Raw genomic sequence first — 21550 nt, 5'->3', positions numbered from 1 at the left:
CCCCCCCCCCCCCCCCCCCCCCCCCCCCCCCCCCCCCCCCCCCCCCCCCCCCCCCTCCCCCCCCCCCCCCCCCCCCCCCCCCCCCCCCCCCGGTAGATCCGTCAATGGTGGTGAAAACAGGTTCCGGCGCAGGTGACGGTCGCGTCGAAGCCGCTGTTCCACCGGTCCTGCACGGTGCATGCGGCGGTGCAGGCCGGCGTGCCGCTTGAGGTAGAGCACCGCTACCCGACCGAACTCGCCGCCGTTGGGCTGGTCGTAGGTGCCACCGTGCCCGATGCTGAGGTTGCCCGTGAAGGCGGGCAACCCGGCCGGCAGCATGCCCCAGTCGTCGATGACGTTCGGGTACGCGATGTCGCTGGGCCCGCCGATGAAGTAGGCGACCGGCTCGGTCAGTCTCTTGAGCTGGTAGTCGTCGGCGTCGTTCAGCAGACCGCTACTGAAGATGCCGGTGGTGGTGACGCGCGGGTCGTGGGAGACGGCGTAGGCCTCCAGCCCGCCGCAGGAGAAGCCCGCGACGGCGACCTTTGTCGTGTCGAGCTTGTCGTAGTACTTGCTGCCCGGCCGGGCGTTCTCCGCCACGGCCAGTCGTTGGACCGGGTGAGCATCTGGGAGGTGGTGGAGCCGGGCCCGTTCGGGGCGCCGTTGGCGATGGCGACGGACGGGCGCCGGAGCTCAGCGAAGTGCCGCTTCCGCGAACGGTGCGATTGCACCCACCGGGCCGGCACCGCCTCGCCGGTCAGGTCCGTCGTTCGTAGACGACGACTGGGACGCCGCCCGGGTCGACGACCACCGACCGCCGCTCGTGCGGGCCCGACACGGGCTCCCCGACGGACGCGCCGGCCGCGGTCAACTCGGCGACGCAGCTGTCGAGGTCGTCGACCTCGACGCTGAGCAGGGTGCGGCCGGCGACGGGCTGCTGTGACCCGGCGGCCAGGCCGATGGTCACCGTCCCGTCGGTGAGCGCGACGTACCGGTCGCCGTCGCGGAACCGCACCGTCAGCCCGAGCCGGGTGTAGAAGTCGACCTGCGCGGCCAGGTCCCCGGCCGCAACGATGACGTGGCCGATCCTCACCGCCGGAACCTCGGCATCACCTCGCGGGCGAACCGTTCGACGATCTCGACGGACCGCTCGATCGGCAGTCCGAGCCACTGGGCGCGGAAGACGAAGTGGTTGAAGCCGGCGGCGGCGAAGTCGGAGATCTTCGCGGCGATGTCGTCGGGCGAGCCGAAAAAGAGCGCCTTCTCCTTGATCGCCTCCCACTGGGACTCGAAGTAGTCCATGCCGTACTGGACGTACTCGCCGTACGATCGGCGGACCGCGTCGCCCGCCATGGCGTGCGCAGCGTCGGCGGAGTCCGCGACGCACAGGTCCCGGTGGATCGGGAAGACCGCGTTGTCGTCGTCGAAACCAGCCGCGCGGCGCTGTTCCCGGTATTCGGTCAGGTTTCCGACGGCCCAGTTGCGGCGCACGTTGGACGGGGCGAGCCACGGCAGGCCCTGACGGGCGATCCGGGCGATGCCGGTCGGGCCGTTGGCACCGACCCAGACCGGCGGGTGCGGCCGCTGCCGCGGCAGTACGCTGCACCGCACCCCGTCCAGGGTGAAGTGCCGCCCCTGGTGGTGGACGGGCTCACCGGTCCACAACCGCTGCATCACCGCCAGCGCCTCGTTCATCCGCGACACCCGGGTACGCCGGTCGACGCCGAACGAGGAGAACTCGGCGTCGCGGTAGCCGGAGCCGATGCCCAGGACGAACCGGCCGCCGGACATCTGGTCGATCGTGGCGATCTCCTCGGCCCAGTGCACCGGATGTCCAAGGGGCAGGATGAGGATGCCGGTGCCGATCTGCATGCTGCCGGAGTGCTCGACGAGCCGGCTCAGCAGCGGCATCGGCTGGGGTGTGGCCAGCGACGACAAATAGTGGTGGATGCCGAACACCGAGTCGTAGCCGAGGTCGCGGATGTGCTGGACGTACTCGACCGTCTCACCGGTCCGCCGCTGCAGGTCGTCGCCGAGCTCGTACTGATGGTCGAGGAGAATGCCGAACTTCACGACCGCGCCTACTTCTCGCGCGACCGGGTGTCGCTGAGCCGGAAGTACGGTGCGACCAGCCGGTCCCGGTCGGCCAGCGCCCGGCCGATGCCCTTTTCCCGGCGCTCCTTGAGGAAGTTCCAGTCCCCGTCGTCGAAACTGACGTTGGTCGCCCAGCCGTGCCCGACCCAGCCGGTCATCGCGCCGAGGCCCTTGCCCCGGGCCTCCATGACCAACTGCATCATCGACTTGCCCATCATCAGCGAGTCCAGCGGCATGACCGCGATCGCGTCGGCGTAGTCGTCGACCCAGCGCTGCAGTTCGTCACGTTCGACCACCTTGGTGACCAGGCCCTTGCGCTCGCCCTCCTCGGCACCGATGGCCCGCATGGTCAGCATGACGTCCTTCATCGTGGTCAGGCCGACCTTCTCGATCCAGTGGTACATGTCCTGTGGGGCGGGACCGAGGTAACGGAACGCCGGATGGGTGAACCGGGCGTCAGGGCTGGCGATGACGATGTCAGCCGACAGCGCGATCTGGAAATGGCCGCCGTAGCAGTACCCCTGCACCTGGCAGATGGTCGCCTTGAGCGACTCGATGATCGGACGGGTGAATCCGGAGCTGAGCACGTTGCGGTCGGGCAGGATGCGTTGCCGCTGCGCCGGCCGCCGCCGCGATGCCTTGTCGGTGCCGGTCCGGTAGCCGATGTAGTGCCCGAGTTCGGCGGCGTCGGCGCCGGTGCCGAAGTGTTCACCTTCGCCCTTGAACACGATGACCTTGACCCGGTCGTCGGTCTCGGCCTCGCGGACCAGGTCGCCGACGCGTTCGAAGGCGGCCACCGGAATGGCGTTGAGCCGCTCGGGACGGTCGAAGGTGATGGTGGCGACCGACCGCTGCTCGTCGACGTCGTACCGGACGTACTTCGCCAGGACCTCGGGGTCGACCTCCATGTTCTCGACGTCCCACTGTTGTTCCAGAAGTTCGGCTTCGGTCTTCTTCACGGCGAGTTCCTTAGGTCAGCTGGCACGGAAGGCGGGCATCACCTCGGCGGCGAACAGCCGCAGCGAGGCGCGCAGTTTCCCGGTCGGCATGCCGAGCCAACCGGGGCGGAAGATGACGTGGTCGAACCCCAGCTCCCGCAGGGCGGAGATCCGCTCGATGAGGAAGTCCGGTGAGCCCAGCAGCAGCGTGTTGCGGACCAGTTCGTCGAAGCGGTCCCGCTGCCAGCGCAGCGCCGGGTACTCGGCGTAGGTGGCGTACTCCCGCCGGGCGTGCGGCAGTGCCTCGGCCACGGCCTGCTCGGTGCTGGGCGCGCAGTACAGCTCGACCCCGACCGGGCGCTGCACTGTCGTCGGGTCCCGGCCGTACTCGGCCAACGCCTCCTCGTAGACGGCCCGATGCTCGGGCAGGAACCGGCGGCTCGGTGAGTTGCCCGGCGCGTACCAGGCGTCGCCGAGCCGGGCGGCCCGGCGGACCGCTTTCCTGCCGCCGGCACCGATCCAGATCGGTGGTCCGCCCGGGGTCAGCGGCGCGACGCCGATGGTCGCCTCGGTCTGCGGGTAGAACTCGCCGTCCCGGGTGACCGGCCGCCCGGTCCACAACGCGCGGATCAGCCGGATGCTCTCGTCGAAACGCCGGAACCGGGTCTGCGGGTCGATCCCGAACGCGGCGAGCTCGTTGTCCCGGTACCCGGCGCCGACGCCGAGGACCACCCGCCCACCGGAGAGGTGGTCCAGGGTCGCGAACTCCTCCGCGACGTGCACCGGGTGGAACATCGGCAGCAGCAGGATGCCGGTGCCGAGCAGCATGTCACCGGAGCGCGGAATGAGGCTGGCCAGCATCGAGATCGGCTGCGGGGTGGCCAGGTTCGACTGGAAGTGGTTGATCGTCCACACCGAGTCGTAGCCCAGTTCAGCGGCGAGTTCGACGGTGCCGAACAGCTCGGCCAGGTGCCCACCGAGGTCGTCGCCGTGCGGATACTGGTGCGAGGCCATGATGCCGAACCTCATCCGGACGCACCCGCCCGCGTCGTGGCCGGCGTCGCTCGGCTGATCTTGCCGGTGGCGCTGCGTTCCAGTGCGGCGACGAACTCGATCCGGCGGGGCGTCTTGAAGTGGGCGAGCCGGTCCCGGGCGTACGCAACGAGGCGCTGGGAGAGTTCGGTGTCGGTCACCGCGTCGTCGGTCCTGCGCACCACGAGGGCGACCGGTATCTCGCCGAGCCGGTCGTCCGGTCGCCCGAGCACCCGCACGTCGCTGACCAGCGGATGCCTGCGCAGCTCGTCCTCGATCTCCTCGGGCCAGACCTGGAAGCCACCGCATTTGATCATGTCCCGTTTCCGGCCGACCAGGAACAGCACCCCGTCGTCGTCGACGTAGCCGATGTCACCGGTGTGCACCCAGCCGTCCCGGACCAGTTCGCGGGACGCGGCGTCGTCGTCGACATAGCCCTTGGTCAACGCGGAGCGGACCACCACCTCGCCTTGTCGGCCGGCTGGCAGGGCGGCACCGGTCTCGTCCCGGATCTCCAGCTCCACCCCCGGGTAGACCCGCCCGGCGGAGCCGGGTTTCCAGCGGCCGGCCTTCATGTCCCGTCCGGTCCAGCCGGCGATGTGCCCGGCTTCGGTCGATCCGTAGTTGACCAGGATCGGCACCTGGTACCGCTCCTCGAAAGCTCGGCGCAGCGACCACGAGATGGCCTGACCGGCCACCAGGACGGACTTGACCCCGTCGAAGGGCAGGTCCCGTTCGGCGTACACGATGTCGTAGACCATCGTGGGCAGGAAGAAGAAGTTGTCGAACCGGAACCGGTCCATCAGGTCGGCGAGCCGGTCGACGCCGAACCTCTCCCAGACCACCGCCGGACGACCGACGAAGAAGGCGAACAGCAGCGAGTGCTGACCGCCGCTGTGGAACAGCGGCAGGGCGATGAGGTTCGGCCTGGCCGCCGCCGGGGCGGTGCCTTCGGCGTCGGTGCCGGTGGCGACGCAGGCCAGCCGCATCAGCGAGTCGCGGGTCCCGCCGTGGGTGACGCTGACCGCCTTCGGCCGGCCGGTCGTCCCGCCGGTGAACAGCACGCAGGCCTCGGCCTGCGGGTCGACGTCGACTGCCGGCACCCGGACCTGCCGACGCCAGGGCAGCGGCTCGACGTCCGCTTCCCCGACGCCACCGGTCGCAGGGCGCAGCTGCGCGACGCGGCGGATCGCGACGCCGGCTCTGGCGCTGGCGAGTTCGGCGACCACGTCCGGGCTGCGCCCGTCGACGAGCAGCAGCCGAGGGCTGGTCTTGGCCAGCGACTCGGCGAGTTCGGCCGCGTTGTACAAACTGCTGACGGTGACCGGGACCGCGCCGAGCTTCCAGCAGCCGAAGAGGAAGAAGACGATGTCCGGGCCGTTGGTCAGGTAGCAGGCCACCCGGTCGCCGGCGCTCACGCCCTCGGCCCGCAGTGCCACGGCCACCCCACCGGCGAGCAGGTCGATCTCGTCGAACGTCCACGACCGACCGTCCTCGCCGTACAGGCCGACGACGTCGGTGCGGTCGGCGCGACGCCGTTCCAACACGCGGGCCAGATTGTCGGCGTCCGGTGGGGCCATCACTGGGTCGGTGCTCATCGGGCGACCTCCGGCGCGGCTGGCGACGCGGGTCGTGGCCCGGCGAGTCGGGGGACGACCTCCGCACCGAAGCGGGCGAGCTGCTCCATCGCCTCGGCCTGGCTGGCGCCGACGAACTGGTGCCGCAGCGAGACCTCGGTGATGCCGAGTTCGGCCTCCCAACGCCGCAGCTTGTCGACGATCTCGTCCGCAGAACCGACCAGGCAGTCCTGCGCCAGATACCGGTCGATGTCCAGGGACTGGGCGCCGTCCCAGGACCGGTATCCGGCGTACTGGCGCTGCAGATGCGGTCGGACGGCCTTGACCGCGGCGGGGTAACTGTCGCCGATGAACGCCTCCCGGCTCATCGGGTACTCACGGTCGAGGGTGAAGCCGCGGTCGACGAGTTCGCCCCGGTAGACGCCGAGCAGTCGGGCGAGCTCCGCGTCAGTGCCCTTGGGGCCGATGAGCCACGGCGCGTCCAGTCGGGCGGCGCGGCGGACCGCCGGCTCGGCGAACGCACCGATCCACAGCGGCGGGCCGCCGGGCTGCACCGGGCGCAGCGCCAGCGACGCGCCGGGGACTTCGCCCCAGCTGCCGGCGATGTCGATCGTCTCGCCGTTCCACAGCGCCCGCAGGATCGGAACGTACTCGCGTAGTCGGCGCAGCCGGTCGGTCCATTCCACGCCGAACGCGGCGGTCTCCCGTTTGCGGTAGCCGGCACCGACGCCGACGGTCAACCGTCCCCGGCAGAGCACGTCGAGGGAGGCGAGGTCCTCGGCGAGCGCGACCGGGTTCAGCAGCGGTGCGAGCAGCACCCCGAAGCCGATGCGTACCCGGGTGGTCGCCCGCGCGAGGTAGCCGGCCAGCGGCACCGGCTGGACGAACGCGGACCTGGCGAGGAAGTGGTGGCCGAGGTAGACGGCGTGGAAGCCGGCCGCCTCGGCGGCGGTGGCCTGGTCCAGTACCTGGTCGATACCGTCGGAGGCGCTGGTCGACGGATCGAACTGGGCACTGAGGAAACAGCTGACCTTCATCCGATGACCGCCTGGGCGGCGGAGGTCGTCAAGACGTCATCGGCCGGGTCGTGGCCGTCGGTCCGGCGGCCCGTCTGGTCCGCCGCGCGAAAGTGCGGGATCACCTTGGTGGCGAACTCCTCCATGGACTCCAGCGCGCTCCGCCGGTCGAGCGACGGGATGCGCAGCCAGCCGATGTAGTGGTTGATGCCGAGCTGCTCGCGCAGCATCTCGATGGTCTCGATGACGCGCTGCGCCGAGCCGAAGTTGCCGCCGTGGGTCAGGGTCTGCTCCAGAGTCAGCAGTTCGATGTTCTTGGCGACCGCCGCGTAGTAGGACCGCTCCTGCTCGATCGCCTCCTCCGAACCCGGGATCACCTTGCCGACGGACTTGTAGTAGTTCATCGCCGCCGAGGCGGCTTCACGCAGGCCGTCCTCGCCGTCACCGCACCACACCTGTTGCATGAAGGGCAGTTCGTAGGTGGTGACATCGAAACCGTTGGCCTGCATGCTCTGCCGGTAGAGGCTGAAGTTCTTCTGCATGATGCCCAACGGCGTGAAGTTCGGTGAGGTGATGATCGGCTCGCCGACCGCGCCGCGCTCCCGGAAGCTGTCCGGGGATACCGTGCCCTGCAGGATCGGCGGACCGCCGGGGGTGAACGGCCGGGGGTAGGTCGTGACGTCGTCGAAGTGGTAGATCTCGCCGTGGTAGGAGAACTTCTCCTGGGTCAGCGCCAACCGCAGCACCTCCAGGGTCTCCTGGTAGCGCTGCTTCGACTCGGCCAGGGCGATCCCGAAGCCGGCGAACTCGGCCGGCTGGTAGCCACGGCCGACCCCGATGGTGACCCGACCACCACTGAGCACGTCGAGCGCCGCGATGTCCTCGGCCAGCCGCAGCGGGTGGTGCAGTGGAAGCACCAGCACGGCGGTGCCGATCGTGATCCGGCTGGTCCGCTCGGCGACGGCCATGCCGAAGTTGACCGGGCTGCCGAGGATGCCGTACTTCGAGAAGTGGTGCTCGGCCAACCAGATCGAGTCGAAGCCGAGCTCGTCGGCCAGCTGGATCTCGTCGAGAGTCTCCCGTAGCACCTGATGGTCCGATGCCCCGTCGGCCACCGGGAACAGGTTCATGATTCCGAACTTCACGACCACTCCTCGTTTATTCCGACCAGCCGGTATGTTACCGCTGCGCTTCTGTCACTGCAAGGTCTGCGCAGGTCAGCGCACTAGTCCGTACGGTGCCCCGAACCCACCCGGCGCGCCTCGACCCGCAGCGCGCCGGCCCGGTGCCGGTGCCATCGGCCACGGCCGGCCCGGGCGTCGAGCACCAACGCCCGACGCAGGAACAGATGCGGATCCGCTTCCATGGTGATACCCATCCCGCCGTGCACCTGGATTCCCCGCTCGGCGGCGAAGACCGCGGCCTTCCCCGCCGCCGCCTTGGCGGCGTGCACCTGGATCCCGGCGTCCGGACGATGGTTGTCGACCGCCCAGGCGGCGTAGAGCGTCAGGTCCCACGCTGCCTTGCGCGTGGTGGCGGCCTCAGCCAGCTGGAACGCCACCCCCTGGAACGACCCGATCACCCGGCCGAACTGCATCCGGGTGCGGGCCTGCTCGGCGGCCAGCTCGATCGCGCCCTGCGCGACGCCGCACAACTCGGCGGCGACCACCAGGGTCGCCCGCCACAACCCGGTGCCGACCGGATCGAGCCGTTGCGGCATGGACAGCGACACGTCCGACAGCGGTACCGACGGGTCGAACGACCGCCGTTCGGTGACCTCGGCCCGCTCGGCGACCGTGGCGGCGCCGGCGACCCAGACCCCGTCGGGACCGGCGACGACGAACCCGTCCGCCTGAGCGGCGTACGGCACCAGGGTCCGCACCAGCGGATCCGGCACCGACCGGTCCGGCCAACCAGGCGTGGACGGCACGTCGACCGCCGGAGTGAGCACCCGGCGGCCGTCGAGGATCTCGTCGGGCAGCGGCACCGACCGTCGGTCGTCGCCGCAGAGCAGCTGTACGGCACCCGCGTGGGCCGCGAACCGACTCGGGACCAGGTGCTCACCGAGCACCTCTACGGCGACCAGCAGGTCGATCAGCGCCGATCCGACACCACCGGCCGACTCCGGCACGCCGAGCAGCCCGAAGTCGCGCAGCAGCGGTCCGTCCGCGGCGCAGGGCTGCCAACCGGCCGACAGCGCGGCTCGCGCCGCGCCGGTCTGCGCCTTGGCGAGGGCCGCGACGGTCTCGCCGATCTCCTGCTGTTCCTGGGTGAATGTCGCGTGCACGCGGCCACTCCGCTCAACGTGAACGGGGCAGGTTCAGCACCCGCTCCGCGAGAATCGACTTCTGGACTTCCTCCGTGCCGCCCTCGATCGTGTGGGCGCGGGCACGCAGGTAGCGGTGCATCCGGGCGGCGGCACCGGCACCGTCGAGCAGCACACCGCCAGCCTCGTCGAGCTGCACCGCGAGCCGGTTCGCGTTCTGCACCACGCCGGCCCACAGACTCTTCAGCGCCGACGTCTCCGGGCCGGGGACGCCACCGGCACGGCTCTCCGCCAGCATCCGCATCGACCCGATCCGGACCGCCTCGGCGTCGCACTGCAGCGCGCCGATCGTGTCGACGACGGTGCTGTCGTCGGCCAGTCCCCGCGCGATCGCCAGATCGACGACCCGGTCCACCGCCTGGCGGGCCCACACCCACAGGTTCAGCGCCATGCTGCCGCGTTCGAAGGCGAGCGTGGTGAGCGCGACCTTCCAGCCGTTGCCGACCCCGCCGAGCACGTCGGAGTCGGGGACGAACACGTCGTCGAGGAACATCTCGTTGAACTCGGTGTCCCCGTTGATCATCACCAGTGGTCGGACGGTGAACCGGTCCATCGGGGCCAGGAAGTAGGTGATGCCCCGGTGCCGGGTCTCCTCGGGGTCGGTCCGCGCCAGCAGCAGACACCGGGAGGCGTTGTGCGCGTTGGAGGTCCAGATCTTGGTGCCGTTGATCAGCCAGCCGCCGTCGACCCGGGTCGCGGCGGTACGCAGACTCGCCAGGTCGGAGCCGGAGCCTGGCTCGCTGAAGCCCTGGCACCAGTACTCCTCGCCGCGCAGGATTCCCGGCAGGTACCGGGCCTGCTGCTCGTCGCTGCCGTGCGCGATGATCGTCGGACCGGCCAGCATCATGCCAACGCCGTTGAGCGGGTACGGCGCGCCCCGGACCGCCGCCTCCTCGTTGAAGACCGCCTGCGCCAGCGAGTCCATCCCCCGGCCGCCGTGCCCGACCGGCCAGGACAACCCGGCCCAGTTGCCGGCGCAGAGCCGCTCCTGCCACACCCGTGACCAGTGCTCACGCTCGGTCTGGGACAGCTCCTCCTGATCGGGCACGTCGCGCAGCGCGTCGTCGAGCCAACTGCCGGCCTCGCGCCGGAACGCGAGGTCGCTGTCACTGTCATCGAAGTCCACGGCAGGCTCCCCTGTCGTCGGACACCTCACACGTCGTGGTCACGCCGACACCTCCGGGGTACGGTTGAGCCGCGCCTTGTAGAGCTTGCCGTTGGGATCGCGAGGCAACGCCGCGCAGACGACGTACGAATGCGGACGTTTCGGCTTGGCCAACCGTTCGGCTAGGTAGGTGCGGATCCGCGCGAGCGCCGTTTCGGCGTCGGGTGCGCTCTCGGTCAGCACGACGTGGGCCTGCGGCACCTCGCCGAACTCCGGATCGGGTACGCCGACGACTCCGGCGTCGGCGATCCAGTCGTGACCGAGCAACGCGGCCTCGATCTCGGCCGGGTAGACGTTGACCCCGCCGACCAGGATCAGTTCGGCGGCCCGGCCGGTGATGTACAGGAAACCGTCGGCGTCGACGTGGCCCACGTCCCAGACGGTCATCAGCCCGTCGCGGCGGGCGCCGTCGGTCTTGCCGGGGTCGTTGTGGTACTCGACCCGGTCGGAGCCCTGACGCATGTACACGATGCCGGTCTGGCCGGCCGGCACCTCGTTGCCGGCCTCGTCGAGGATCCGCAGCGTCGAGATGGACGCCGGGCGACCGACCGTGCCCGGGTGGGCGAGCCACTCGTGCGGGCGGGCGATGGTGGTGCCGACCTCGGTCGAGCCGTAGTACTCGTAGACCACCGGGCCGAACCAGTCGAGGATGCGCTGCTTGACCTCGCGCGGGCACGGCGCGGCGCCGTGCAGGACATAGCGCAGCGAGGAGATGTCGTAGCTGTCGCGCACCGGTTGGGGCAGTTGCAGCAGCCGGTAGAAGTGGGTCGGCACCATGCTCGTCCCGGTGACCCGCTGGTCGTGGACCCGACGTAGGAAACCCTCCGGCGTCCAGCCGTCCATCAGGACCATCGTGCCGCCGGCGTGCAGTGCGCCCATCGCGGGGGTGATGTTCGCCGAGTGGTACAGCGGAGCCGAGACGAGCCAGGATCCGAACGCTGGGCGTTCCATCCCGAACTCCTGGAACAACCACCGGTAGGTCGACGCACCCGTGTCGGCGTCGACTCCGGCCAGTGGTCGTTTCACCCCCTTCGGGCGGCCGGTGGTGCCCGAGGTGTACATCATCAGCGACCCGGCCGGGGTCTGCTCCGGGCTCACGGTCGGCATGCCGTCGGTGAGCTGCGACAGCGGGCGGACGCGACCGGTGGTGGGGGATCCGTCGACGTACACCTGCACCCCGGGCACACCGGCGAGGGCCGCAGCGGCGACGACCGGCTCCACCCGCGCGGAGCAGACGACCACCTTGGCGCCGCTGTCGGCGAGGATGTAGGCGATCTCGGGCTCGGTCAGGTGGTAGTTGAGCGTCACCAGGTAGAGCCCTGACTGCATCGCGGCCAGGTAGAGCGCGACCATGCCGGCGCTGTTGGTCATCACCGCCGCGACCGTGTCACCGGCACGCAGGCCCGCACGGGTGCGCAGGCCGTGCGAGATCCGGTTCACCTCGGCGTACATCTCGCCGTAGGAGATCTGCCGATCATCGGCAGTCACGATCGCGCACAGCTCCGGCTCGGCGGCTGCCCAGAGCCGGAAGCCGGTCCGCTCGTCGCTCATCGGACTCCTTGAGTTAGATTCCGACCATCCGGTATGTTGTTGTTTCCACAGTAAGGGAGGCATCTGGCGATGTCCAGACCCGTGAACGACGCGCACGCCGCCAGCTATCACGCCCGGCGGATGCCGACTCCGACCGAGGTCACCGACGGGGTCTGGGCGATCCCGGTCCCGCTGCGCGGCAGCGCGCTGCGCTACGTCACCGTCTTCCTGATCGACACCGGTGACGGCAGTGTCCTGATCGACGCCGGCTACGACCACCCGAGCTGCTGGGAGTCGTTCACCGGGTCGGTCACCGCGATCGGCCACCGGGTCGAGACGATCTCCACCGTCCTGCTCACCCACAACCACCCGGACCACATCGGCTTCGCCGCCCGGATCCGGGCGCTGTCCGGCGCCTCGGTGGTCATGGGGCGGGCCGACGATTTCGCCACCATGCGCCGGAGCAGGGGCGGTTTCCTCACCCAACTGCGCACCGCCCTCACGACGACCGGCGCCCCACCCGACGTCGTCGAGGCGATGTACGCCGACGCGGTGGCGGTCACCGCGCACCACGAGGACCTGCGGATCGACCTTGCCGTGGCCGACGAGACCGAGTTCCGGTTCGGCGACGTGACCATCCGCGCCGTGCCGGCCCCGGGGCACACCTACGGGCACACCGTCTACGTCGACACCCGCGGCCTGGTCTTCACCGGCGACACGATGATGTCCGAGGGGCCCACCCAGCTCGCGATCGTCAGCCGCGCCGACGACGACCCGACGGCGGACCTGTTCCGGACGCTGCAGCGCATCCGCGACCTCGGCGCGACGATCGCCTGCCCGGCCCACCAGTTCCCGTACCGCGACGTCGCGGCCCGCGCCGACGAGCTGGCCGCGCTGCACCGCGCCGAGGTCGCCGCCGTCAGCGCTCTGGCCGGGGCCGACGGGCAGGCCACCGCCTGGGACGTCGCCCGGCGGATGCGGTGGCGTAAGCCCTGGGACGAACTCGGCCGGGGCACCCAACGGTTCTCCCTCGTCCATGCCCAGGCCCTGCTGCGGCACACCGCGGGCGTCCACCGGTAGTCGTCAGTCCCGTCGCGACCGGTCGTACGTCCAGTCCGGCTGCGCCGACGACCGCAGCTCCCGCAGGCTCCGCTTCAGCACCTTGCCGGACGGATTCGTCGGAAACTCGTCCACGACGTAGATCTCCTTCGGGACTTTGAAACCACCGAGGCGCTGCCGGGCGTGCGCGATCAGCGACTCGGGTTCCAGGCCGGGTCGACCGATCACGAACGCCACCGGGACCTCCAGCCACACCGGATGCGGCGCAGCCACCACCGACGCGGCCAACACCAGCGGGTGGTCGGCCAGCACGTTCTCGATCTCGGCGCTGGACATGTTCTCCCCACCGCTGCGGATCATGTCCTTGAGCCGGTCGCGGATGTACAGGTAGCCGTCGGCGTCGAACCGACCGATGTCGCCGGTGTGGAACCACCCGTCGCGCCAGGCCGCCCTGGTCGCCTGCGGATCGTCGAGGTAGCCGGGGCTCACCTTCGGGCCGCGCGCAATCACCTCCCCGTCGTCGCCGACCAGCACGTCGTTGCCGTCCGCGTCGACCACCCGCACCCGGACCCACGGCACGGGCAGGCCGACCGACCCCTGCTTGGACCGCATGTGCGCCTCGTCCAGGTACGTCAGAGCGCCGCACGTCTCGGTGAGACCGTAACCCTCGATCAGCCGCGCGTCCGGAAAAAGCTCCCGCGCCACGGCGAACAACGCCGACGTGACCTGCGAGTAGATGACCCACCGCAATGAGGTCAGATCGACGGCGGCATCGGCCGCACGGCGGACCATGTCGAGCATCGTCGCCGCCATCACCATGCCGGTGATCCGCTCGGTCTCGATCGCCCGCAGCACCGCCGCCGGCTCGAACCGCCGTTGCAGCACCATCGTGCCGCCGACATGCCAGATGCCGAAGCCCGGCAGGTCGGTGCCGCCGACGTGGTACAGCGGTGCGAAGTTGAGGATCCGGTCGCTCGGCCGCAGCCCGAGCTCGACGATCTGGGCGTGCATGTTCATGTTCACGTTGCCGTGGGTGAGCAGCACGCCCTTGGGCAGCCCGGTCGTGCCGGAGGTGTAGACGATCCGGTGCAGGGCCGCGTCGTCGAGATCGACGTCGGCGACCCGGGCACCCCGGTGGGTCCAGATCAGCGCGCGCACGTCTACCCAGCCGTCGTCGTCGATCGGCTCCAGCGCGAACCGGCGCACGTCGGCCACGGGCTCACCCGATCCGGTGTCGGTCAACGCCGCGTCGGTCAACGCCGCGTCGGTCAACGCGGCGAACTCCGGGACCGTCGCGACCGCCCGGACCCGCGCGTGCCGCAGCAGCTGGGCCAGCTCGGCGGCGGTGAGCCGGTAGTTCAGTGGCACGAAGACCGCGCCGAGCTTCGACAACGCCAGCGACAGCAGCAGGAACTCGGGCACGTTGTTCGAGATGATCGCCACCCGGACGTCGCGGCGGATCCCCTCGGCGGCCAGCCCTGCGGCCAGGGCCTCGACGTCGACGGCGAGCTGGCGGTGGGTCCACCGCCGGCCCTCGAAGACCAACGCGTCGACGTCGGCGAACCTCCTGGCGTTGCCGGCCAGCATCGCGGCGACGTTCGCCGTACTCATCCGGTCACCGCCGTCTCGCGCAGCTGCTTCTTGAGCACCTTGCCGGAGTCGTTGCGCGGCAGCGACGTCACGATCTGCACGTACTTCGGCACCTTGTACCGGGCCAGCTCGGCCCGGCAGTGCTCGCGGATCCCCTCCGCCGTGGTGGTCGCGTCGGCGCGCAGGATCACGTACGCCTTCGGGACCTCGTCCCAGGTCTGGTCCGGCACCCCGATGACGGCGACCTCGCTGACGTCGGGATGCCCGGCGATGACCCGTTCGACCTCGGCGCTGGCGATGTTCTCCCCACCGGACTTGATCAGGTCGGCGCGGCGGTCGACGAACCACAGGTAGCCGTCGGCGTCGATCCGCCCGACGTCTCCGGTCAGGAACCAACCGTCCCGGCGGGTCCGCCGGTTGGCCTCGTCGTCGTTCCAGTAGCCGGGTGAGATCTTCTCGCCCCGGATGATGATCTCTCCTTCCACGCCGGGCGGCACCAGCTGGAAGTGCTCGTCGACGATCCGGATGTGCACCCCGGGAAACGGCGCGCCGAGCGCGCCGACCTTGCACTGTTCGTGGGCGGCATCCAGGTAGCAGACGCCGTTGCACAGCTCGGTCATGCCAAAGGTGTCCACCAGCCGGACGTGCGGCAGCCGACGTTTCACCTCGCGCCGCACGCTGGGCGCGACCCCGGCGAAGAGCAGGTAACGCAGCGACCCGAGATCCGACTGGTCGTCGCGGTCGAGTAGGCCGAAGAGGATCTGCGCGGCCAGGACCATGCCGGTGATCCGCTCCCGGGCCACGGTCCGGGCGATGTCCGCAGGCTTGAACGTCGGGGTCAGCACCATCGTCGCGCCCGCCACGAACGTCGCCAGGCCCGGCGCCTCCAGCCCACTGACGTGGAACAGCGGAGCGGAGACGAGGATCCGGTCGGCTGCGGTCAGCTCCAGTTCGAGCACCTGCGCCAGGTGGTTGGCGGTGAGGTTCCCGCAGGTGTGGATGACGCCCTTCGGCCGTGCGGTGGTGCCGGAGGTGTAGAGCAGCCGGTGTACGTCGGCAGCGGTCTTCTCGGCGTCCGGCACCCGTACCCCGGGCGGCGCCGCAGCGAGCAGATCGGCCAGCCGACGGGCGTCAACGACGACCCGGGCCCCGTTGGCCACGACCGTCCGCAGCCCGGTCGTGGGAGCCAGGGTGGGGGCGACGTCGGCGAAGTCGTCGTCGTAGATCAGCCCGGTGACACCGGCCTGGTCGAGGACGTACGCCTGCTCGTGGGGGTGCAGCCGCCAGTTGAGCGGAACCGAGATCGCACCGAGGCGGCTCAGCGCCAGCAGTTCGATGACGTAGGTGGCGGTGTTGCGCCCGAGCACCCCGACCAAGTCGCCGTCGACGATGCCGGCGTCGCGCAGTGCCGCAGCGTGCCGGTCGACGTCGGCGTCCAGTTCGGCATAGGTCCAGCGGGAATCCCCGTCGACCAGTGCCTCCCGCTCGGCGCGGCGCAGCGCCTGCCGGCGCAGCGTTTCGGTGAAGTTGCTGGTCGCCATCAGCTGCCGCCCTCCCGCCGCCGGGCCAGGATCTCCTCCCGGGACGGCAGCGCCACGAACTCCAGCAGGTTGCCGTCGAGGTCACGGGCCGCGAACGCGGTGATCAGCCCGTAGTTGTCGAGCATGACCTCATTCGGCGGGCTCAGACACTGCGCGCCCAGCTCGACCAGTCGTGCGTGCAGCTCGTCCATCTCCGCCAGCGGCACCGCGAAGCTGAGCAGGAAGGTGCCCAGCTCCAGATGTCCACCGGTCGCCGTCCGGGTCGCGGGGCCGTTCCACTCGATCAGCTCCAGCTGACCGATGCGGCTCGGCCCCTGCAGGTACTGGACCCGGCCGGTGGTGCCAGCGGGCAGTCCCAGCGACACCTCGATGCCGGGGCCGGCCACGTCGGCCCGCAGCGTCCGGCGGTAGCCCAGCGCCTTCTCGTAGAAATCCGCAGCCCGGTCGACGTCGGAAACGGTCACGGCCACATGGTGTACCTCGCTCACCGGCATGGTGGCTCCCTTCCTTGACGGCTCAGGCGGTTGGGCCGGCGGGTTTGGACAGGGCCCGCTGGATCAGCGTGACCTCGTCGGCGCCACTGTCGGGGACGATGAAGTCGTCGAGCCGGCAGATGTCGTCGATCGACGCGCTGATGTCGTCGGGCGAGACCGGCTCGGCCCCGCCGTACCAGCCGGGGGTGACGCCGATGAAGATTCGCCCGACCCGGCCACCGCCGACGGTGAGGATGTGCCGGTTCAGCTGGCACTGCCCGGAGGCGAGAAAGGTCGCCACCGCAGCGACGTGCTGCGGGTCGAACCGGTCGGCCAGCTCACCGAGGAGGTTCTCGGTCATCCGGGTCGCGGCGGTCGGTGCGATCGCGTTCACCAGGATGCCCCGGCGGGCACCCTCCAGCGCGAGCACGTTCATCAGACCGATCAGGCCGGCCTTGGCCGCCCCGTAGTTCGCCTGGCCGAAGTTGCCGAACAACCCGGACGACGAGCTGGTCAGCACGATTCGCCCGTACCCCCGATCGGCCATCTGCCCCCACGCGGGCCGCAACACGTGGAACGCACCGGCGAGATGCACGTCGAGGACCGCGGCGACGTCCTCCTCGCGCATCTTGGCCAGCGTGCCGTCCCGCAGGATGCCGGCGTTGTGGATCACCGCGTCGATCCGGCCGAACTCCTGCAGGGCCCGTGCGACGAGGTCGGCGCCACCCGCTGCGGTGGCGATCGAGTCCGTCGACGCGACCCCGACGCCGCCCGCGGCGCGGATCTCGTCGACCACCCGCTGCGCCGCACCGGAGGAACCCGAACCGTCCACCGCCCCGCCGAGATCGTTGACAACCACGCGGGCACCGCGTTCGGCCAGCAGCAGGGCGTGCGCCCGGCCGATCCCGTTGCCGGCGCCGGTGACGATCACGACCTGCCCGTCGAGGCGCACCTGGGCGTTCACCGCTGACTCCCCAGCACCGCGACGAACGCCACGCAGGAACCCGGCTGCCCACCGAGGTTCTGGGCGAGGGCCAACCGGGCGTCGGGCACCTGGCGGGCACCGGCCGCACCCCGCAGCTGGGTGAAGCACTCGAACACCATCCGTAGCCCGGTGGCGCCGATCGGGTGGCCGAACGACTTGAGACCTCCGTCGGTGTTCACCGGCAACGCGCCGCCGCGGTCGTACCGGCCGTCGAGGATGTCCCGCCAGGCCTTGCCCCGCTCGGAGAATCCCAGGTCCTCCATCAGCACCACCTCCGTCGGAGTGAAACAGTCGTGCACCTCGGCCAGCGAGATCTGTGTCGCCGGGTCGGTGACACCCGCCTGGTCGTAGGCCTGTCGCGCCGCCTGCACCACCTCCGGGAAGGTGGTGAAGTCGTAGCCGTCGGTGGCCAGACCCGAGCCCGAGCCCGCGACGAACCCCATCCCCCGCAGGAACACCGGCTTGTCGGTGTAACGGTAGGCGTCCTCGGCTCGGACCAGGATGGCCGCGGCGGCGCCGTCGGAGACGCCCGAGCAGTCCAGTACGCCGAGCTGCCCGGCGACGCGCGGCGCGTTCTCAACGGCCTCGGCGGAGACAGCCCTACGGAACTGGGCGCGCTCGTTCAACGCGCCGTTCTCGTGGTTCTTCGTCGCGACCTTGGTGAGCGCATCGCGCATGTCCCGCGCGCCGACGCCGTACGCCTGCTGATAGGCGGGGGCGAGCAGGGAGAATCCGGCGGGTGCGGTCCAGTCGACGTCGGTGCCGTCGGCGGGTGGGTAGACGGCGGCCAGACCGGAGTACGCCGAATCCTTCAGCTTCTCCACCCCGGTCGCCATGACCATGTCGTACGCCCCGGACGCGACCGCGAACGCCGCGTTGCGCAGCGACTCCGAGCCGGTGGCGCAGTAGTTCTCCACCCGGGTTACCGGCTTGCCGACCAGGCGCAACGGCCGGGCAAGAGTCTGCCCGGACATGCCGGAGCCCTGGGTACCCACCCAGAACGCGTCGATGTCGTCGAGGGTGGCACCGGGCAGCGACCCGACGCACTCGTGCACCGCGTCGACCAGCAGATCGTCGGCGGACCGGTGCCAGTGGTCGCGGAACGGGGTACAGCCCATCGCGACGATCGCGACGTCGTGGGCCATCCGCCTACTGGCCATCGGTGGTCTCCTTCCGTGGCCGGAGTTTCCAGAAGTAGTTGGGGATCGAATCGGTGGTCCACAGCCGCCGGAACGTCGGCGTCATCACCATGCCCACGGCCACGTCGCCCGGCGCGACGTCGGTCGCGTACGCGCTGAGTCGGCCGCCGCCGTCGATGTCGGCGACGACGACCGCGACCTCCGGTTCCGGCATGGTGGTCAGATGGTCCCTGGTCACCGAGACGACCCGGGCGCTCTTGTCCCGCAGCGGGACCGTCGCTGGCGTCTGTCCCGACGCGGCGCTGCCGCAGGAGGCGCAGACCCGGGCCGGCGGTGTGGTGACCTTCGCACAGGCGTCGCACCGGCTGCCCTCCAGGCGGAACTTCCAGCCGGACCGGCGGAACATCGGCGGCGACGCCGGTGCCGGCGACGCGGGCCGGGCCGGGCCCTGCACGTCCAGCAGTCCGCGCCAGCGCAGGTAGCGGCCGTAGCCGACGGGTTGCCGGGCGGCAAGCTGCTGCCGTACGGCCGGGCCGCCGCGCGCCTCCCGTACCCCGTCGCCGACCCGCCAGACGAAGGCGTCGGCGCCCTCGGTCGCCGACAGCAGCAGGATCGTCCGGCCGGGCCGCGCCTCGTCGAACGCGGCGGCGAGCAGCAGCGCGGGGTGGGCGGCACCGGTGAAACCGGTGGCCCGTTCGACCTTCGCGTCGGCCCCCGATCCGCCCAGCGTGCGCCGCAGCGCCGCGGCGGCGCGGGTATTCGACGACGACACGACGACCTCGTCGACGGCGTCCAGGCCGGCGAGGGCGAACGCGCGGCGGGCCGCGTCGAGGCCGGCGGTGACGAGGACGTCGGCGGTGAACCGTTCGTCCCAGACGCGGTCGTGCCGTTCCCCGGGCAGCCGCCACCGTTCCAGGATCTCGGTGGTGTGTCCGGCGCGGGCGAGCAGCGTCGCGGCGCGGGTGCCGCCGCCGACGAACGCCGCGGCGCCGTCGCCCTGGGCGAGCTCGTCCGGTGCCCCCGGTCGGGTGGTCCGCAGGTCGGCCAGCACCGCCGCGTCGCCGGAGCACGCGACGAGGTTGAGGGCGGTCGCGCCGCAGCGGTGCCCGCGCAGATCGACCGCGCTGACGGCCGGATCGAGCCCGAGCGCGGCGTGCACGACCCCGGCCGAGGTCTTCGCCTCGTACGGCGCACTGGTGGTGGCGAGCAGCAGCTGCCGACCGGCGTGGTCGGCGGCGGTGAGGTGCCGCATCGCTTCGACGGCCATGGTGACGGCGTCCTCGTCGAAGGCGGCGACGCCGCGCACCGGACCGCCCGGCCTGGGTGGTCCGGTCGCGTCGAGCCTGTTGTCGTGCAGGGCGTACGCCGGCAGGTGTACCGCGTAGCCGTCGATGCCGGGCTGATCGGGCATGTGTCGCGGTTCTCCTTCAACTCCACGAGGGGATGGCGGCGAGCAGTCGCCGGGTGTACTCCTGTTGCGGCTCGTCCAACACCTGCTTGGCCGCACCCTGCTCGACGACCCGGCCGCTGCTCATCACCGCGATCCGGTCACAGAGGTCGCTGGCGAGCATCAGGTCGTGGGTGACGAAGAGCAGGCCGATGCCGAGTTCGTCGACCAGGGTGCGGAACAGCTCGACGACCTTGGTCTGGGTGGTGACATCGAGGGCGGTGGTGCACTCGTCTGCGATCACCAGCGCCGGACGGGTGACGACGGCCAGCCCGATGGCGACCCGCTGGCGCAGCCCGCCGGAGAGCTGGTGCGGGTAGCTGCCCAGCACCCGGGCCGGGTCGGTGATGCGCATCTGCGCCAGCACCTCCACCGAGCGGCGCTCGACCTCGGCCCGGGTGATGCCCCGGACGTGGCGGCGCAGCACCTCGACGAGCTGTGTGCCGATCTTCATCAGCGGGTTCAACGACCGGGAGGCGTCCTGGAAGACCATGCCCACGGCGCTGCCCCGGACCCGGTCGGTGCGGTCCACGCCGGGGGCCACCACCTCGTCGCCGGCGAGGGTGACCCGGCCCTGTTCGACATCGACGTTGCGTTCGAGCAGCCCGACGACGGTGCGGGCCAGGGTGGTCTTGCCACTGCCGGACTCGCCGACGACGCCGACGATGCGGCCCCGTTCCACGTCGAGGTCGACGTCGTCGAGCAGTCGCAGGTCGCCGTCGGCGAGTCGGGCGACGACGGACAGGCCGCAGACGCTCAGCAGCGCGGTCATCGGCGCCTCTTCCGTGGGTCGTGGTGGGTGAGCAGCGCGTCGCCCAACAGGTTGACCAGCAGCACCAGCAGGGTGATGGCGAGCCCGGGGAACAGCGCGATCCACCAGGCCTGGCTCAGCTCGTCCTGGCCGGAGGCCAGCATCGACCCCCAGCTGACGCTCGGTGGCGGTACGCCGAGGCCGAGGAAGCTCAGCGCGCTCTCGATCAGGATCGCCGTGCCGACCTGGAGGGTGCCGAGCGCGACGACCGTGCCGGCGAGGTTGGGCAGGACGTGTCGGAAGACGATCCGCGCCTCCGACGCGCCGGCCGCCCGCAGGCCGGTGACGAACTGCCGCTCGCGGATCGCCAGGGTCGCCGACCGGGTGACCCGGGCGCAGACCGCCCACCCGGTCAGCGCCAGCACCAGGAACAGCACCGGCAGCGAACTGCCCCGGTTCGAGATGATCGCGAGGGCGACCAGGATGAACGGCAGGGCCAGCTGAGCGTCGATGAGCACCGAGATGACCCGGTCGACCCAGCCGCGGAAGTAGCCGGCCAGCACGCCGAGCAGGGTGCCGGGGCCGATCGCGACCAGCGCGCCGACCAGGCCGATCAGAATGGTCAGCCGGCCGGCGGAGACGAACTGTGTGAGGACGTCCTGGCCGAGCTTGTCGGTGCCGAGCGGGTGCGCCCAGGTTCCGCCGTCGAGGAAGGCGGGCGGTCGCCGGGTCGCCGCCAGGTCCTGCCCGGTGTCGGGCAGCAGTCCGGTCAGCGGCAACACCAGCACCAGGCCGGCGACGACCACCAGCGGCAGGGACAGCCAGAACACCGAGGTACGGGACCGCCGTGCCGGGCGTCGTGGCGGTTGCGCCGCCGGCGGCGCCGGGTGCAGATCGGATCGGCTCAC

At 70.9% G+C, this 21550-nt stretch carries 19 protein-coding genes and 1 pseudogene; 1 reads left to right on the top strand and 19 read right to left on the bottom strand.

The features are described from left to right. From ACXAHD_RS15955 to ACXAHD_RS15905, 11 genes and pseudogenes are all read right to left on the bottom strand, one after another. Nucleotides 1–579: pseudogene (locus ACXAHD_RS15955) on the bottom strand (hypothetical protein); the annotation flags it as partial. A 157-nt stretch (nt 580–736) separates the two neighbouring features. Continuing rightward, nucleotides 737–1072: a VOC family protein gene (locus ACXAHD_RS15950; RefSeq protein ID WP_281555174.1), complete on the bottom strand. Its 336-nt coding sequence runs from the start codon at nt 1070–1072 to the stop codon at nt 737–739. Next, on the bottom strand, nt 1069–2052 hold the full coding sequence (locus tag ACXAHD_RS15945) for an LLM class flavin-dependent oxidoreductase (protein ID WP_281555175.1): 984 nt from the start codon (nt 2050–2052) through the stop codon (nt 1069–1071). Before ACXAHD_RS15945 ends, ACXAHD_RS15950 begins: the two co-directional genes overlap by 4 nt. A gap of 8 nt (nt 2053–2060) precedes the next feature. After that, on the bottom strand, nt 2061–3032 hold the full coding sequence (locus ACXAHD_RS15940; protein ID WP_281555176.1) for an enoyl-CoA hydratase/isomerase family protein: 972 nt from the start codon (nt 3030–3032) through the stop codon (nt 2061–2063). A 15-nt stretch (nt 3033–3047) separates the two neighbouring features. After that, nucleotides 3048–4025: an LLM class flavin-dependent oxidoreductase gene (locus tag ACXAHD_RS15935; protein ID WP_281555177.1), complete on the bottom strand. Its 978-nt coding sequence runs from the start codon at nt 4023–4025 to the stop codon at nt 3048–3050. An 11-nt stretch (nt 4026–4036) separates the two neighbouring features. Further along, entirely contained in the window at nt 4037–5641 is a 1605-nt protein-coding gene (locus ACXAHD_RS15930; protein ID WP_281555178.1) for a class I adenylate-forming enzyme family protein, read from the bottom strand. Then, a complete protein-coding gene (locus tag ACXAHD_RS15925; protein WP_281555179.1) occupies nt 5638–6657 on the bottom strand; it encodes an LLM class flavin-dependent oxidoreductase in 1020 nt (339 codons plus the stop codon). Before ACXAHD_RS15925 ends, ACXAHD_RS15930 begins: the two co-directional genes overlap by 4 nt. Continuing rightward, nucleotides 6654–7781 (bottom strand): LLM class flavin-dependent oxidoreductase, encoded by a 1128-nt coding sequence (locus tag ACXAHD_RS15920; protein WP_475051423.1) that lies wholly within the window; start codon nt 7779–7781, stop codon nt 6654–6656. Before ACXAHD_RS15920 ends, ACXAHD_RS15925 begins: the two co-directional genes overlap by 4 nt. Nucleotides 7782–7861: 80 nt before the next feature. Then, nucleotides 7862–8923 (bottom strand): acyl-CoA dehydrogenase family protein, encoded by a 1062-nt coding sequence (locus ACXAHD_RS15915; protein WP_475051422.1) that lies wholly within the window; start codon nt 8921–8923, stop codon nt 7862–7864. Nucleotides 8924–8936: 13 nt separating this feature from the next. Beyond that, a complete protein-coding gene (locus ACXAHD_RS15910) occupies nt 8937–10088 on the bottom strand; it encodes an acyl-CoA dehydrogenase family protein (protein WP_281555182.1) in 1152 nt (383 codons plus the stop codon). Nucleotides 10089–10127: 39 nt separating this feature from the next. Next, a complete protein-coding gene (locus ACXAHD_RS15905; protein ID WP_289213008.1) occupies nt 10128–11678 on the bottom strand; it encodes an AMP-binding protein in 1551 nt (516 codons plus the stop codon). A gap of 69 nt (nt 11679–11747) precedes the next feature. Between ACXAHD_RS15905 and ACXAHD_RS15900 the strand changes: the two genes are divergently transcribed. Continuing rightward, nucleotides 11748–12737, top strand: coding sequence for an MBL fold metallo-hydrolase (locus ACXAHD_RS15900; protein WP_475051416.1), 990 nt, complete (start codon nt 11748–11750; stop codon nt 12735–12737). A gap of 3 nt (nt 12738–12740) precedes the next feature. On the opposite strand, the gene ACXAHD_RS15895 is transcribed toward ACXAHD_RS15900, so the two are convergent. From ACXAHD_RS15895 to ACXAHD_RS15860, 8 genes are read right to left on the bottom strand one after another with little or no spacing between them, the layout of a single operon-like run. Next, nucleotides 12741–14327, bottom strand: a complete 1587-nt coding sequence (locus ACXAHD_RS15895; RefSeq protein WP_475051413.1) for a class I adenylate-forming enzyme family protein — start codon at nt 14325–14327, stop codon at nt 12741–12743. Next, nucleotides 14324–15847: a class I adenylate-forming enzyme family protein gene (locus tag ACXAHD_RS15890; protein ID WP_475051410.1), complete on the bottom strand. Its 1524-nt coding sequence runs from the start codon at nt 15845–15847 to the stop codon at nt 14324–14326. The genes ACXAHD_RS15895 and ACXAHD_RS15890 overlap by 4 nt, the downstream gene beginning before the upstream one ends. Continuing rightward, nucleotides 15847–16341: a VOC family protein gene (locus tag ACXAHD_RS15885; RefSeq protein ID WP_281555187.1), complete on the bottom strand. Its 495-nt coding sequence runs from the start codon at nt 16339–16341 to the stop codon at nt 15847–15849. The genes ACXAHD_RS15890 and ACXAHD_RS15885 overlap by 1 nt, the downstream gene beginning before the upstream one ends. A gap of 22 nt (nt 16342–16363) precedes the next feature. Continuing rightward, nucleotides 16364–17284 (bottom strand): SDR family NAD(P)-dependent oxidoreductase, encoded by a 921-nt coding sequence (locus tag ACXAHD_RS15880; RefSeq protein ID WP_281555188.1) that lies wholly within the window; start codon nt 17282–17284, stop codon nt 16364–16366. Next, entirely contained in the window at nt 17281–18465 is a 1185-nt protein-coding gene (locus ACXAHD_RS15875) for an acetyl-CoA acetyltransferase (protein ID WP_281555189.1), read from the bottom strand. The genes ACXAHD_RS15880 and ACXAHD_RS15875 overlap by 4 nt, the downstream gene beginning before the upstream one ends. Beyond that, the gene (locus tag ACXAHD_RS15870; protein ID WP_281555190.1) at nt 18455–19855 is read right to left on the bottom strand and encodes a zinc ribbon domain-containing protein; all 1401 of its coding nucleotides are present in this window, start codon (nt 19853–19855) and stop codon (nt 18455–18457) included. Before ACXAHD_RS15870 ends, ACXAHD_RS15875 begins: the two co-directional genes overlap by 11 nt. A gap of 16 nt (nt 19856–19871) precedes the next feature. Continuing rightward, a complete protein-coding gene (locus ACXAHD_RS15865; RefSeq protein WP_281555191.1) occupies nt 19872–20663 on the bottom strand; it encodes an ABC transporter ATP-binding protein in 792 nt (263 codons plus the stop codon). Continuing rightward, complete coding sequence (locus ACXAHD_RS15860; RefSeq protein WP_281555192.1) at nt 20660–21550, bottom strand: ABC transporter permease; 891 nt, start codon at nt 21548–21550, stop codon at nt 20660–20662. The genes ACXAHD_RS15865 and ACXAHD_RS15860 overlap by 4 nt, the downstream gene beginning before the upstream one ends.

It is taken from the genome of Micromonospora sp. ABR4_055 (assembly GCF_056160425.1).
This window is presented reverse-complemented; position numbering and strand designations above follow the sequence as displayed.

What these genes read in the sequence shown, in the direction of transcription:
- ACXAHD_RS15935 (WP_281555177.1), bottom strand. Translation starts at nt 4,025, where the DNA reads ATGGCCTCGCACCAGTATCCGCACGGCGACGACCTCGGTGGGCACCTG.
- ACXAHD_RS15930 (WP_281555178.1), bottom strand. Translation starts at nt 5,641, where the DNA reads ATGAGCACCGACCCAGTGATGGCCCCACCGGACGCCGACAATCTGGCC.
- ACXAHD_RS15925 (WP_281555179.1), bottom strand. Translation starts at nt 6,657, where the DNA reads ATGAAGGTCAGCTGTTTCCTCAGTGCCCAGTTCGATCCGTCGACCAGC.
- ACXAHD_RS15905 (WP_289213008.1), bottom strand. Translation starts at nt 11,678, where the DNA reads ATGAGCGACGAGCGGACCGGCTTCCGGCTCTGGGCAGCCGCCGAGCCG.
- ACXAHD_RS15900 (WP_475051416.1), top strand. Translation starts at nt 11,748, where the DNA reads ATGTCCAGACCCGTGAACGACGCGCACGCCGCCAGCTATCACGCCCGG.
- ACXAHD_RS15895 (WP_475051413.1), bottom strand. Translation starts at nt 14,327, where the DNA reads ATGAGTACGGCGAACGTCGCCGCGATGCTGGCCGGCAACGCCAGGAGG.
- ACXAHD_RS15890 (WP_475051410.1), bottom strand. Translation starts at nt 15,847, where the DNA reads ATGGCGACCAGCAACTTCACCGAAACGCTGCGCCGGCAGGCGCTGCGC.
- ACXAHD_RS15885 (WP_281555187.1), bottom strand. Translation starts at nt 16,341, where the DNA reads ATGCCGGTGAGCGAGGTACACCATGTGGCCGTGACCGTTTCCGACGTC.
- ACXAHD_RS15875 (WP_281555189.1), bottom strand. Translation starts at nt 18,465, where the DNA reads ATGGCCAGTAGGCGGATGGCCCACGACGTCGCGATCGTCGCGATGGGC.
- ACXAHD_RS15870 (WP_281555190.1), bottom strand. Translation starts at nt 19,855, where the DNA reads ATGCCCGATCAGCCCGGCATCGACGGCTACGCGGTACACCTGCCGGCG.
- ACXAHD_RS15865 (WP_281555191.1), bottom strand. Translation starts at nt 20,663, where the DNA reads ATGACCGCGCTGCTGAGCGTCTGCGGCCTGTCCGTCGTCGCCCGACTC.